Origin of the sequence: Salmonella sp. A29-2 (assembly GCF_020150755.1) — a bacterium.
Classification (GTDB): domain Bacteria; phylum Pseudomonadota; class Gammaproteobacteria; order Enterobacterales; family Enterobacteriaceae; genus Salmonella; species Salmonella enterica.
Genome location: NZ_CP083731.1, coordinates 4405200 through 4421900, shown reverse-complemented (window position 1 = coordinate 4421900; position 16701 = coordinate 4405200). Strand labels below are relative to the sequence as shown.

At 48.6% G+C, this 16701-nt stretch carries 1 protein-coding gene; it reads left to right on the top strand.

Features of this window, described 5'->3' with window-relative positions:
• The first annotated feature begins 2 nt into the window (after positions 1-2).
• Complete coding sequence (siiE, locus tag K8W53_RS21475) at positions 3-16685, top strand: non-fimbrial adhesin SiiE (RefSeq protein ID WP_208207292.1); 16683 nt, start codon at positions 3-5, stop codon at positions 16683-16685.
• Positions 16686-16701 lie beyond the last annotated feature (16 nt).

Genomic DNA, 16701 nt, shown 5'->3' with positions numbered 1-16701 from the left:
TTATGGGAAATAAAAGCATACAAAAGTTTTTTGCCGATCAAAATTCTGTAATTGATTTATCTTCTTTGGGTAATGCCAAAGGCGCAAAAGTTTCTCTTTCCGGGCCAGACATGAACATTACCACGCCGCGTGGTTCAGTGATCATTGTCAATGGCGCTCTTTATTCAAGTATCAAAGGCAATAACCTCGCTGTTAAATTTAAAGATAAGACTATTACCGGCGCTAAAATTCTGGGCAGCGTAGATTTAAAAGATATTCAACTGGAGAGAATTGACAGCTCATTGGTTGATTCTGCTCAGGTAGAAAAGAAAGGTAATGGCAAACGACGAAATAAGAAGGAAGAAGAGGAATTAAAAAAGCAGCTTGACGATGCTGAAAACGCAAAGAAAGAAGCTGATAAGGCGAAGGAAGAAGCAGAGAAAGCTAAGGAGGCTGCAGAAAAAGCGCTCAATGAAGCGTTTGAAGTACAGAACTCATCAAAGCAAATGGAAGAAATGCTGCAGGAATTTTTGGCTGACAATGTAGCAAAAGACAATCTGGCTCAGCAAAGCGATGCTTCCCAGCAAAATACACAGGCTAAAGCAACGCAGGCTTCTAAACAGAACGATGCTGAAAAAGTTCTTCCTCAACCTATTAATAAAAATACCAGCACTGGCAAAAGTAATAGCAGTAAAAATGAGGAAAATAAGCTCGATGCCGAGTCTGTTAAAGAGCCGCTTAAAGTCACATTAGCGCTTGCGGCCGAGAGTAACAGCGGTAGCAAAGATGATAGTATAACTAATTTTACCAAACCTCAGTTTGTAGGTAGCACTGCTCCCAATGCCACGGTCATTATTAAAATTAATGGTATTGCTGTCGGCCAGGCTGTAGCGGATAGTTTGGGTAACTTCACCTTCACTGCGCCTGAAACATTGACTGATGGAACATACAATCTGGAGGCAGAGGCCAAGACTGCTGATGGGAGCGGTAGCGCCAAACTTGTCATTACTATCGATTCCGTTACCGATAAGCCAACATTTGAACTTTCGCCTGAAAGTAGTGTGTCCGGTCATAAGGGCTTAACGCCGACCTTGACGCCTTCAATTGTTGGTACGGCGGAAGAGAATGCTAAGGTTGACATTTATGTAGATAATAAACTGGTTGCCAGCGTTGATGTCGATAAAGATGGAAACTGGAGTTATGAATTTAAGGATAATGAACTATCTGAGGGCGAAAATAGTATAAAAGTCGTTGCCGTAGATAAAGCAGGTAATAAAAACGAAACGACGGATAGTATCATAACCGACACCATTCCTCCGGAAAAGCCGACGATTGAGCTGGATGATAGTAGTGATTCCGGCATTAAAAATGACAACATTACTAATAGCACCCTGCCAACATTTATTGGTGTGGCGGAACCTGGTTCTACAGTCTCTATTTATCTTGGACTTAAACATCTTGGTGAGGTCATTGTTGCTAAAGATGGGACATGGAGCTATACGCTTACTACGCCGCTCAAGGATGGCGAATACAATATAACAGCAACAGCTACTGATATTGCCGGGCATACCTCAGCGACGGCAAATCTGCCTTTTACTATTGATACACGTATCAGCTATTTCAGCGCTGAGATTGAAACGACTGATGATAGCGGTATTGTCGGTGATAACGTTACTAACAATACTCGCCCAACCTTTACAGGTAAAACTGAGCCAAATGCTATTATCAGTGTCATAAATAGTGAGACTGGCGAAGAGGTTGTTTTTAAAGCGAATGACCAGGGTGAATGGACGTTCAATTTCACTTCAGACTCAGTGGAAGGGATTAACAATCTTACGTTCACTGTTGAAGATGTCGCTGGCAACAAAAAGGATTTTTCCTTTAGTTACGTTATTGATACTATTGCCCCTCTACCTCCGACGGTTTCTTTGGAAGATTATGTTGTTTTGCCGAATGGTATAATTTTATCAGGGAATGATTTACCGGCTTTAGTCGGTACGGCAGAGCCAAAGTCTACCATCTTATTGATGCGAGATGGTAAATTATATGACAGCATTGAGGTTGATTCAAACGGGACCTGGAATTATCAGTTTAGTAATAAATTTCTTCAGGGCGCCTATGATATTGAAATCATTTCTCAGGATGCCGCCGGCAATAAATCCTCTACTGTTAAATATTCTTTTACTATTCAAACTGAAGTTGTACCTCCAAAAGCGGAACTCGATGCCAGTGATGATTCCGGTGCAAAAGGCGACTGGATTACCAATAAACATAATGCTCTGACATTACTGGGAACAGCGGATAGGTTTGCTACCGTAAATATCCTTATCGATGGTAAAACGATAGGCGTGACGACTGCGGATGCAGACGGTAACTGGAATTTTGATATTTCCCGAAATCTGTCTGACAATGTTTATAAGATTACGGTTGAATCCATCGATCCTTTAGGAAGAACGTCATCTGTAGATTATCAGCTTACCATTGATAGCTTTACGCCGATCCCTACTGTTATGTTGCATGATAGCGCTGATTCTGGCGTTAAAGGCGATATGATTACTAAAATTAATACGCCGTTGTTTACCGGGATGGCTGAAGCTAATGCTAAGGTTTCCATCTATGTTGACGGTGTGTTAAGTGGCGAGGCTATTGCTGGCGATGATGGTGTATGGAATTTTCAATTTACCACAGCGTTATCCGATGGCTCGCATGACGTAACGGTAAAGGTAGAAGATATTGCCGGTAATACTGCCTCCTCATCAGCGTATAATTTCCAAATCGTAACACAAACGCAAAAACCAACAATAGAGTTGGTCAACGATACGGGGGTTGATAATACAGACCATATTATTAATGAAAAGAATCCTGCACTGACAGGGACCGCTGCACCCTATTCAACGGTTAAACTCTATGTTGATGGCGCACTGATCGCTGAGGTCAGAACAAATAAAGATGGCAGATGGGAGTATACCCTGAAAGCCGATCAAGGTTTGGTTGATGGCGATCATAGAATAACCGCTTCAGTTGAAGATATCGCTGGCAACATTGCCCATTCGGATCCTTTCTTAATTAGCGTCGATACTGCTATTTCAATACCGATAGTTTCATTGAGCCCGGATTCAGATTCGGGAATTTCAGATGATAATTTAACGAATATCGTTAAACCTACCTTGCACCTAAAAGATATTGATCCGGACATTATCAGTGTTCAGGTATGGGATGCCGCGTCTGATACGCAGATCGGTGTTGCCACGCAACAACCTGATGGTTCATGGGCCTATACCTTTACTTCAGATTTAACGGAAGGCTTGCATCAGGTTTATGTCAAGGTTGAGGACATTGCGGGTAATAAAGCGAACAGCGCGGTATTCGATTTTACTATCGATACCACAGTATCAACGCCGGTGATTTCCCTGCTTTCTAAGGATGATACGGGGGTGACAGGCGATAACCTGACCAACATCAATAAGCCAGGTTTTGCTATTTCCGGTGTTGATGCCGATGCGCATCGGGTCGTCGTACAGGTGATGCACAATGGCGTGAGCGAAGAGATCGAACTTTCTCACCTCAATGGTAGTTGGTTATTTACACCAGGGAATACGTGGGCGGATGGCAGCTACACGTTAACGGTGAAAGTAGAAGATAAGGCAGGAAATACCAACTACTCAGCACCGCTGACGGTCGTTATCGATACCCAAATCGCCATTGATGGGGTGGAACTGGTCAACGATAGCGGCGTGAAAGGCGATAATATGACCAACGACGACCGTCCCCACTTTCGTGTGACGGTACCTACGGATATCAATGAAGTCCGTCTGAGCATTGACGGTGGTAATTCGTGGGTTCAGGCAACTCCGGGCGTGGCAGGAAGCTGGGAGTATATCTGGCCGACAGACCTGGCAGATGGTCAATACACGCTAACGGTGGAGGCGACTGATAAAGCAGGCAATACCGTGACGAAGACCATCGATTTCGCGGTGGATACCACGCTGTCAGTGCCGGTCATCGTACTGAATAGCGCGGACGATACCGGTGTCCAGGGCGATAACATGACGAATCGCACCCAGCCGACATTTGCCCTGCAGCATATTGATGATGATGCCGTTCGCGTTACGGTCAGCGTGGAGCATGGCGGCGTCACCACCACATTTGACGCCACGAAAGGCACAGGCGGATGGACCTTTACGCCGCCGGCATTATGGGCGGATGGGGATTATACCCTGAGTGTGTCAGTCGAAGATAAAGCGGGGAACACCAGCCATTCTGCATCGCTGACGGTGACGGTGGACACGCAAATCGCCATTAATAACATTGAACTGGTCAATGACAGCGGTATTCCCGACGATAATCTGACTAATAATGTGCGTCCGCACTTCCAGGTGACGGTACCGACGGATGTTAACGAGGTACGCCTGAGCATTGACGGCGGCAAGACGTGGGTAACAGCGGCGCTGAAGGCAGCCGGGGTTTGGGAATATATCTGGCCGGATGATGTGACCGATGGCTCCCATACCGTGACGGTGGAAGCAATCGATGAGGCGGGAAATAAGGCAACACAGACGCTCGATTTCACCATCGATACCACTCTGTCTGTGCCGACCCTCTCGCTGGACAGCGCAGATGACAGCGGCATCGCGGGCGATAATATCACCAATGTTAAAACGCCGGGCTTTACCCTCAACAATATTGATACCGATGTCAGCCGGGTGATAGTGGAGGTAATGCACAATGGCATTAAACAGGAGGTGCCACTGGTTCAGACCGGCGGACAGTGGCGCTTTGCGCCGACCAGCGACTGGGCGGACGGCGACTATATCCTGACGGTGAAGGTAGAAGATAGGGCCGGAAATGTGAAGCAGTCCGCGCCGTTGACGGTGACAGTGGACACGCACATCGCCATTGACCGTATTGAACTGGTTAACGACAGCGGTATCCCCGACGATAATCTGACCAATGAAGCGCGCCCGCACTTTCAGGTGACAGTACCGGCGGATGTTAACGGTGTAAGACTGAGCATTGATGGCGGCAAAACGTGGTTTGACGCCACGCAGAGCGGGACGTCGGGCGTCTGGGATTACACCTGGCTGACGAATGTGGCTAACGGCCCTCACACCCTGATGGTGGAAGCGTCCGACAAGGCGGGAAACAAAACGACGCAGAAACTGGACTTCATCATCGATACCCTGCTGTCAGAACCGACGATTACCCTGGACAGTGCGGATGATAGCGCCGCTGGCGATAACATCACCAACGTTAAGATGCCAGGCTTTACCCTCGGTAATATCGACGCCGACGTGACCAAAGTGGTGGTGACGGTGGCGCATGATGGTAAGAACCAACAGATAGAGTTGATTAAGAACGGCGGTGTGTGGCGCTTTACGCCGGGCGCAGCCTGGACCGATGGCGACTATACGCTGACGGTAAAGGTAGAAGATAAGGCGGGTAATACAAATTATTCTGCGCCGCTGACGGTGACTATCGATACGCAAACGTCTATTGATCGCATTGAACTTCTTAATGACACGGGTATTGTTGGGGATAACCTGACCAATGAAGCACGTCCACAGTTTCATATTACGGTACCGACGGACGTGAACTCTGTGCAACTGAGTCTTGATGGCGGCATCAACTGGGTTAACGCAACGCTGACGTCTGACGGCGTTTGGGAGTATATATGGCCGACAGAACTGGTCGAAAATACGTATACCCTGACAGTGAAAGCAACCGATGTTGCAGGCAACACGGCGACGGAAACGCTCAATTTTACCATTGATACCACATTGTCGACACCGACCATCACGCTGGACAGCGCAGATGATAGCGGCACCGCCAACGATAATAAGACTAACGTTAAAACGCCGGGTTTTATTATCGGCGGTATTGATTCTGACGTGACTCAGGTCGTCGTGCAGGTGATGCGCGATGGTGGCAGCGAGGAGGTGGAGCTGACGCAGATCGGCGGGCAGTGGCGTTTTGTACCCGGCAGCGCGTGGGCCGATGGCGATTATACGTTGACGGTAACGGTGAAAGATGAGGCGGGTAATATTCGCCACTCAGCGCCGCTGAAGGTCACTGTCGATACGCAAATCGCCATTGACCATATTGAACTGGTCAATGACAGCGGTATTCCCAACGATAATCTGACTAATAACGTGCGTCCGCAGTTCCAGGTGACGGTACCGACGGATGTCAACGTGGTGCGCCTGAGCATTGACGGCGGCAAAACGTGGTTTAACGCCACACAGAGCTCGACGTCGGGCGTCTGGGATTACACCTGGCTGACCGATGTGGCTAACGGTTCTCACACTCTGACGGTGGAAGCGACCGACGCGGCGGGAAACAAGGCAACACAGAACCTGGAGTTCAACATCGACACCCTACTGTCAGAGCCGACTATCGCTCTGGACAGCACGGACGACAGCGGAACAAAAGGCGATAATCTGACCAATGTGAATAAGCCGACGTTTATACTGGGCAATATTGACGCGGACGCACGGTATGTCACGGTTGAGGTACAGCATGGCGGCACGAAAGAGGTGCTGACGGCCACCAAAGGCGCGACCGGCATCTGGAGCGTGACACCGACCGGCACATGGGCAGATGGCAGTCATACGCTGACGGTGAGGGTGGAGGATGATGCGGGTAACGTAAAATACTCATCGCCGCTGACGGTTACGGTCGATACCCATATTGCCATTGATGATATTGAACTGGTTAATGACAGCGGTACTAAGGGCGACAATCTAACTAACGACGCCAATCCACATTTCCGCATCACGGTGCCAGGGGATGTCAACGAAGTCAGTCTGAGCATTGACGGCGGTGTAACCTGGGTTAAGGCGATGCAAAGCTCGAAGTCGGGCGTCTGGAATTATACCTGGCCAAAGACATTGGCAGATGATGACTACACGTTAACGGTGAAAGCGACTGATAACGCAGGCAATACGGTGACCAGGACGCTCGACTTCACTATTGATACCACGCTGTCGACGCCGGTTATCGTACTGGATAGTGCGGACGATACCGGTGTCCAGGGCGATAACATGACCAATCGCACCCAGCCGACATTTAACCTGCAACATATTGATGATGATGCCGTTCGCGTTACGGTCAGCGTGGAGCATGGCGGCGGCGTCACCACATTTGACGCGACTAAAGACGCAGGCGGATGGACCTTTACGCCGCCGACATCATGGGGGGCGGGCGATTATACCCTGAGTGTGTCAGTCGAAGATAAAGCGGGGAACACCAGCCATTCTGCATCGCTGAAGGTCACTGTCGATACCCAAATCGGCATCGACAATATTGAACTGGTTAACGACAGTGGTATCCCCAATGACAACCAGACCAACAACGTGCGCCCGCAGTTCCAGGTGACGGTACCGACGGATGTCAACGTGGTGCGCCTGAGCATTGATGGCGGCAAAACGTGGTTTAACGCCACACAGAGCTCGACGTCGGGAGTCTGGGATTACACCTGGCTGGCTGATGTGGGAGAGGGGAAGCATACCCTGACAGTGGAGGCGACCGACAAGGCGGGAAACAAGGCAACACAGCAACTGGAGTTCACCATCGACACCCTACTGTCAGAGCCGACTATCGCTCTGGACAGCACGGACGACAGCGGAACAAAAGGCGATAATCTGACCAATGTGAATAAGCCGACGTTTATACTGGGCAATATTGACGCGGACGCACGGTATGTCACGGTTGAGGTACAGCATGGCGGCACGAAAGAGGTGCTGACGGCCACCAAAGGCGCGACCGGCATCTGGAGCGTGACACCGACCGGCACATGGGCAGATGGCAGTCATACGCTGACGGTGAGGGTGGAGGATGATGCGGGTAACGTAAAATACTCATCGCCGCTGACGGTTACGGTCGATACCCATATTGCCATTGATGATATTGAACTGGTTAATGATAACGGTATTCCCGGCGACAACCTGACCAATGACGTTCGTCCACACTTCCGCGTCACGGTGCCAGGGGATGTCAACGAGGTACGTCTGAGTATCGACGGCGGTAATACGTGGGTTCGTGCAACACAGGGCACGGCAGGGATCTGGGATTACACCTGGCCGAAAGATGTGACCGACGGGCTACATACCCTGACGGTAGAAGCGACCGATAAGGCGGGAAATAAGACGACGCAGACGCTCGATTTTACCATTGATACCCGGCTGTCAACGCCTACCATCACTATGGATAGCAGGGACGATACAGGCGCCATTGGCGATCATATTACGAGCGTCAAAACACCGGGCTTTACCATTGGCAATATTGACGCCGATGCGCACTCGGTCATTTTGCGGATCACGCAGGGCAGCAATAGCCAGGAAGTGAAACTGACCCAGGTCGGCGGTCAGTGGCGCTTTACGCCAGATACTGACTGGGCGGACGGTAGCTATACGCTAACGGTAGAAGTCCAGGATAACGCGGGGAATGTCCGCCAGTCCACGCCGCTGATAGTGACGGTAGATACGCAAACCAGCATTACCGATATTACATTGGTCAATGATCATGGCGTGCCTGATGACAATCTAACTAACAGCACCCGTCCGCAGTTTGAGATCACGGTGCCGGCGGATGTGAATTCTGTGCAACTGAGCATTGATGGGGGCGCAAACTGGGTGAGCGCGGCGCAGGGTATCGAAGGCGTCTGGGGCTATACCTGGCCAACGGATATGGGCGATGGAAAACACACCCTTACCGTCATGGTCACCGACAGAGCGGGCAATACGGCGACGCAAACGCTTGAATTTTTCATCGACACCCGGTTGTCGACGCCGACCATTGCGCTGGATAGCACGGATGATACCGGTACGCCTGGCGATGATATGACCAATCGCACCCGACCGACCTTTATTCTGCAGAATATCGATTCGGATGTTATCAACGTTACAGTCAGCGTCACGCATAATGGAACGACAACCTCGTTTACCGCGACACAGGGGGCTGGAGGCTGGAGCTTTACACCGCCAGCGCCGTGGGGCGACGGTGATTATACGCTGACGGTGACAGTGGAGGATCGGGCGGGAAATACGCGTCCGTCTACGCCGCTGACGGTGACAGTGGATACGCAAATAGCCATTGATCATATTGAATTAGTCAACGATAGCGGCGTCCCTGGCGATAATGTGACAAAACATGTGCGTCCGCAGTTCCAGATCTCGGTACCGGATGATGTGGAAAAGGTTCTTCTAAGTATTGACGGCGGCACGACCTGGGTTACTGCAATCAAGAGTTCGACGGCTGGCATTTGGGATTACACCTGGCCGACGGATATGCCAGAGGGACAGCATACCCTGACCGTGGAAGTGACTGACGGTGCGGGTAATAAGATGACAGAGACGCTCAATTTCACTATCGACATCACGTTGTTAACGCCAACCATTGAGCTAGCGCCCGATCAGGATACCGGACAGAATAAGAACGATAATCTGACCAGCGTCACTCAGCCGGTATTTGTGTTGGGGAGTATCGATAAAGATGTTCGACACGTGGAATTGAGTATTGAGCATAACGGCACGTTTAAAACGGTGGTACTCACCGAATCAGCCGACGGCTGGCGCTATCGACCGGATGCTGCTTTGGCGGACGGTAGCTACACATTCACCGTGACGGTAACAGATGTGGCAGGCAACCAGCAAACATCCGCGCCTTTAAAGGTGACGATAGACGGTACGTTGACTACGCCGGTGATTGAACTGGCAGCTGGCGAAGATAGCGGTACTGTTGGCGATCGCCTCACCAAACACGATCGGCCTGTGTTCGACATACGCCAGGTTGATTCTGACGTTACGCGCGTGATGGTCAAAGTAACTTACAACGGTAAAACGCACGAGGAAGCGGCGGTATTCACCAATGGTCAATGGCGCTTTACGCCTTCTGCGAGCTGGGCTGATGGCTCATATCAGTTAGCCGTTGTGGTGGAAGATCTGGCGGGGAATGTAAAAGAGTCTGCGCCGTTAGAGGTGCGTATTGATACCACGACAACCATTAACAATATCGTATTGCTTAATGATACTGGCGTGCAGAATGATCAATTAACGAATGTTGCCAAACCGTCATTCAGAATTGACGTTCCCGGTGATGTCATCCAGGTACGCGTAACCCTGGATGGTGGCGCTAACTGGAATGTGATACGCAAAAATGCCGACGGACAGTGGATTTTTGAAAGTCCGAACACGTTGGGTGACGGTACTCATACCCTTCGCGTAGAGGCCACTGATGAGGCCGGTAATATTGCGAATAAAGATTTAGTATTTAATATCGATACTAATATACAGGTTCCGACTATTGCTTTAGACGCAGGACAAGATACCGGAGCGAATACCGCCGATAATATCACTAATATTTCACGACCCACCTTTACGATTGGTAATGTTGACCCCGATGTTATCAAAGTCGTGGTGACGATTGATGGTCATGATTATAACGCGACTAAGGTTGGGGCTGGTTGGCAATTTACACCAGGCAATGCCATTCCGGATGGTTCTTATAATATTACCGTTACGGTTGAAGATAAGGCCGGAAATACCGCGACATCGAAACCATTACCTGTTGTGATAGATACAACGGCTGAAATTGAAAGCGTCACGTTGGTTACAGATAGCGGTGATAGCGATGTAGATAACATTACCAAAGTCGACAAGCCGCAGTTTAGTATTGTTACCGCTGATGATATTACCCATGTGCGCGTTAAAATCGATAACGCCGCTAATTGGATTGAACTCACAAAAGGAGGGGATGGCCGCTGGATATTTAATGTCGGTTCGGCATTACCTGATGGGAAACACACTCTCTTGGTTGATGTGACTGATATCGCCGGCAACGTTGCGCAAGAAACGCTGCAGTTTACGATTGATACGACTCTGCGAGAGCCGACAATTGTACTCGATCCCACCCATGATACTGGTGATGATACTAATGATAATCTTACCAGGATTAACAAACCGGTGTTTATTATCGGTAATGTCGATAATGATGTATCACACATTGTGGTTCATATTGATGGTCGGGATTACACCATTGAAAACACAGGGGGGAATTTAACCTTTACGCCGGATCAACCGCTGTCTGACGGTCAGCATACGATCTCTGTTACCGTAACGGATATTGCTGGTAATACCAAAACATCGGCCGAACTGCAGATTGAAATCGACACGCAGGTTCAGATTGACAGTGTTACGTTAACAACAGATAGCGGCGTCAACGATCACGATAATGTCACCAATGCTACCCGTCCTTCTTTTGAAATTGCAACGCCTGATGATGTGACATCGGTGCTGGTTTCTTTCGATGGCGTAAACTGGACGCCCATCAGTAAAAATGCGGCCGGGCAGTGGCAATTTACTGCAGGTAGCGCATTGTCTGATGGTCATTATACTCTCCATGTCCAGGCGACGGATCGGGCAGGGAATACGGCAAATTCCACGCTGGGCTTCACCGTGGATACGCAGATTGACGGCCTGAGCGTCGTGATGCTGGACGACGCCGGAAAGGATTCTACGGATGGTATTACGAATATTACCTCTCCACGTTTTGAAATTTCAGCCAGAGAACCGCTGCAGAGCGTGACGGTAATTTTAAACGGGAAATCCAGCACACTGACTCAGGGGGCTGGTAATAAATGGCTATTTACCCCTGATACACCGTTAGTGGATGGAACTTACAAAATAGAAATAGTGGCTGAAGATATCGCAGGTAATAAAATTAGCAAAGAGGTATCATTCACAATAGACACTATTGTTTCTGATCCCAGTATTGATTTGCTGGATGCGGATGATACTGGCGAAAGCGCTGTTGATAATATTACGAGTGTCACTAAACCACGTTTCGTTATTGGCAATGTACCCGCCGATATTGATACTGTGGTAATCAGAATTAACGGCGTTTCTTATCCGGTTACGGCAAATGGCAATAACCTCTGGGAATTTCAGGTTCCCGTTGCGTTAAACGATGGCGTATACGAAGCCGTTGTTGTCTTCAGAGATATTGCCGGAAATACTTCTGAAACTAAGCTGCCCTTTACCATTGATACCACGACAAGCGTCAGTGTCAGAATGGAGCCAGCGTCTGATACCGGCAGCTCCAATAGCGATAACCTTACGAATAAGCAAAATCCCAAATTCGAAGGTACTGCGGAGCCTAATGCGAAACTGGTGATTACCATTGTTGACGATAAGTCAGGTCGGGAGGTTCTAAAACACACGATTACGGTTGGCGCCGATGGCAACTGGAGTGTGACGCCGAATATACTGCCGGATGGCATGTATACCATCAACGTCGTCGCAACAGATGTCGCGGGAAATACTGCGCAAACGCAGGAAAGATTCACTATCGATACGGTTACGATCGATCCCACCATTCGCCTTTCGGATCCATCTATTGATGATCAGCATGAAGCAACCAGCCTACGTCCTGAGTTCAAAGGGCTCGCCGAAGCGTTCTCGACGATTATGATTCAGTGGGATGGGAAAGTGGTCGGCTCGGCAAACGCCAATGCGAATGGCGAATGGAGTTGGACGCCGCCATCAGTATTAGCGCCAGGCTCCTATGTTGTGAGCATTGTTGCCAAAGATAAAGCGGGTAATGAATCGTCGCAGGTCGACTTTCCTGTAGTAATACCGGTTATTGATGTCACGCCTCCAACCATAAAGCTCAGCGAGGAGAGCGATAGTGGTGCCTTAGGAGACTTTACCACGAATAATAAAACGCCGACCCTGGTTGGGAACACGTTACCTAATGCGATTGTGAGTATTTATGTGGATGGCGTGAAGGTCGGCGAGGCGACAGCGGATACAGCGGGTCGATATACTTTCCAGTTATCGGAAATGAAAGATGGCCATTATGTCGTCCAGGTGGGTATCGTCAACCCTCGCGATAATAGCGAACTGCGTTCCACCGCCGTTGATGTCACTATCGATACCGAGGTTGCTGAACTGGTATGGAATATATCTGGAATGCATGAGGGCGGATATATCAATACGGTGACGCCGGAGATTGGCGGCACCAGTGAGCCAAACAGCAAAATCACTATCTTTGTGAATGGCGTTGAAAAAGCGATTGCTTATACGACAGGCGCAGGACACTGGGGCGTAGTATTACCCGCTTTGGGTAATGACGGTAATTATGAATTAACGTTTAAAGTTGAAGACGTTGCCGGCAATATCAGAGAGTTTGGTCCGCAGAATGTAATACTGGATACAGTAATTTCGCCGTTAACCGTGGTATTACGCGAAGCTGATGACAGTGGCAAAGTTGGCGACTGGATCACCAATAAATCTCATGTCACCATCGATGGTACTGCCGAAGCCGGAAGTACTTTAACCATCAGGAATCCGCAGGGGGTGGTTATTGCTACCCTGGTGGTAGGCAATGATGGTCGATGGAGCGCAGAATTAGATCTGCGTGAAGGTAGTAATGCCTTTGTCGTGGTATCGGAAGATAAAGCGGGCAACAGTCAACAAAAAGATATTCTGATAGAACATGATACGCAGATTGAAATCAGCGATATTTCATTAAGTCGGGATACTAATAGCGGTGATAAATATGATCTGATTACCAATAATAAGTCTCCGGTACTGGTTGCCATGACCGATCCCGGCGCGACGGTACAGGTTTATATTAATGGTGTGTTACAAGGCACAGTAGAGGCGAGTTCGTCAGGTAATATTAGCTATACCATGCCGGCAAATAGCGCCGACGGCGAGTATCAGGTGCAATTTGTTGCTACGGATACTGCTGGTAACCGGGTTGAGTCTGCGATTACAACCGTGACAATCGATTCTAAAATTGCTGTCTTTGACATTGATGAAGATTCATTACCGGCCCTCTCTAATAACCGGGCGTTGTCAGTCTCAGGTGTCGGGGAGGCTGGTTCTCAGGTCAGCATCTTTGTCGATGGTAAATTAGTCAACGTTGTTATGGTTGAGGCTGATGGCACATGGCGCGCGCCGATACTGCTGCAAGATGATGGTACGTTTAATATTCATTTCAGCATTACTGACGTTGCTGGCAACACTGAAGTGAGCAAGGATTATAGCGTGGATGTCGATTCATCAACCGCCTTCCCAACGCTCAACCTTGAAGATGCGAGCAACTCTGGTTCACTTGACGATCTGATTACTAGTCACAACAAGCCTGTGTTAGTAGGCACCGCAGAAGCGGGAGCCACAATCCATATTTATGTGGATGAAAAGATCGTGGCAAATGTGCTTGTGCTTGAAGATGGAACCTGGTCCTATCAGTTTGATAATGCGTTAAAAGATGGTGAATATTCTATCCGAGTGGTTGCCGAAGACCCGGCAGGTAATACGGCAGAATCGCCTCGCTTACTCGTCACGATAGATACCAGTACGTTTATCGATAATCCTGTTATGATGGCAGGTTCTGATAACGGTATTTTCAGTAATGATAGTATAACGAGTCAAACCCGGCCTGCGTTTAGTATTTTTGGAGAAATGAACCAGAGTGTTCAGATTTTCATTGATGGAGTGCTAGTCGATACGATCACGGTGACGGACAGAAATCAAGTTTATCGACCTGAGTCACCGTTGGGCGATGGTTCCCATAGCATTTATTATGTTATCACCGATAAAGCAGGCAACACGGCTACCTCGAAAACGCTAAACTTTACTATCGATACCTTTAATACGACGCCTGTCGCCATTGATTCTATCGGCGGACAAACGTTAGCAGAGATGACCGGTAGTGATGGCAAAATATATATAACGGACACGACACGTAACTTATTATTTAGTGGCAGTGCCGAGCCCAATAGCAAAATAGAAATCATCATTAATGGCTTAAATGTGGGGGAAGTTTGGGTTAATGACAAAGGCCACTGGCAGATGCCGGTGAACCCGCTTTATTTCACAGAAGGCCAGCTGGATATCAATGTTAAATCTACGGACCGTGCTGGTAACGTAAATCAGGAAAAGTATTCCATTTGGGTCGATACGCATATCCAGGTATTTACCAGCGAGCTTGATGACAATAAATCATCATCGAAAACGGACTGGTGGAGTAATAGCTCCACTATTACCATGAGAGGTATGGGGGAAATTGGCGCTACGGTATCATTAATCGTGGCAGGGGTCACGCTGGCAACCGCTGTCGTTGCGGCTAATGGGAAGTGGGAGTTATCGACCGATCAGCTTCCGGAAGGGAAATACGATATCACGTTGAGTATTGAGGATAACGCAGGCAACCGTAAGGAAGAGGTACATGAAATATTTATTGATCGAACGCCGCCAAACGCTCCGGTCGTAACTTATTCAGATATTGTCAACGATCTAATTATTATGCAGGGAACGGCGGAAGCCAAATCTCAGCTAATAATAACCGATAGTAATGGGAATACTTATACGTTAACCGTTCCTGATAATGGTAAATGGAGTATGGCGATCCCGTATCCATCGGAAGGGAAGTTTACCATTACGAGTGTGGATGCGATTGGTAACCGGAGTGATGATGTCCCTCTCGATATCATGAAAGAGACTCCTGTTATTTCATTATCTCCAGACTCAGACAGTGGTACGGCGGGCGATAATATTACGCGAGATAATCAGCCTACCTTTATTATCGGGAATCTGGAAAGCGATGTTATGGTCGTTCAGGTCGATATCAATGGGACCGTATATAATGCTGAAAAAAATGCCGATGGCGTTTGGTTCTTTACGCCAGGTACACCGTTAGCTGATGGTTCCTACACGATATCGGTAATCGCAAGCGATGCCGCGGGTAATCAGAAAAACTCGTTACCCATTACCGTTACGATCGACAGTACGCTGACCGTGCCGGAGATTGCGCTGGCAGCAGGTGAAGACAATGGCGCTTCAGACAGCGATAACGTGACGAATCACAATCACACCCAGCCTAAGTTCACGCTGCAGCATATTGATGCTGATGTGACCGGGGTGACTGTAAACGTGACGCATAATGGCGTGACAGACATCTATCAGGCGACGCAAGGCGCGGATGGCTGGACCTTCACGCCGCCAGCCGCCTGGAATGATGGTACTTACACGCTGAGCGTGACGGTGGTGGATCGCGCGGGGAATTCACTGCAATCTGCTTCGCTGGAGGTGACGGTTGACTCAACGGTGACGGTAACAGCGGATAGCCAGCATGACGATGCGATCGATGACGCCACGGCAACAGCGGTTACTCCACCGGAGTCTGAAACAGTGAATGCCGAAAGCGCTACGCATCTCCGTACAGTGCCGTCTGCGGCGGAAGAAAGCGTGGTGAAGGAGACAGCCTATAGTATTACATTGTTAAACGCTGACTCTGGGGATGAAATAGATCGTTCAATTAGTCAGACACCTTCTTTTGAAATATCAGTACCTGAGAATATTGTTAATGTCAGTGTTATGTTTGAAGGAGAAGAGTTTACTCTGCCGATAACTAACCAGAAAGCAATATTCGAAGTTCCGCTATCTTTGGAAGATGGTGAATATACTATGGACGTGAAATTCATTGATAAGGACGATGATTTCCTGATTAAGGAAAAAACATTCTCAGTCGATCACTCCTCGGCGGATATTGTGAACGCAATGAATGCAAGAGGAAAGACCGAGGACGATATTAATGATTCCCCTTCCACGAGTTCTGTAGGGCACAACAATAACGGCGCTATTGATGTTTTCGCCGTTAATGAAGTTACGCTACCTGTAGATAATCAAGAAGAACACGCATAATAACGGAGACCCCTCA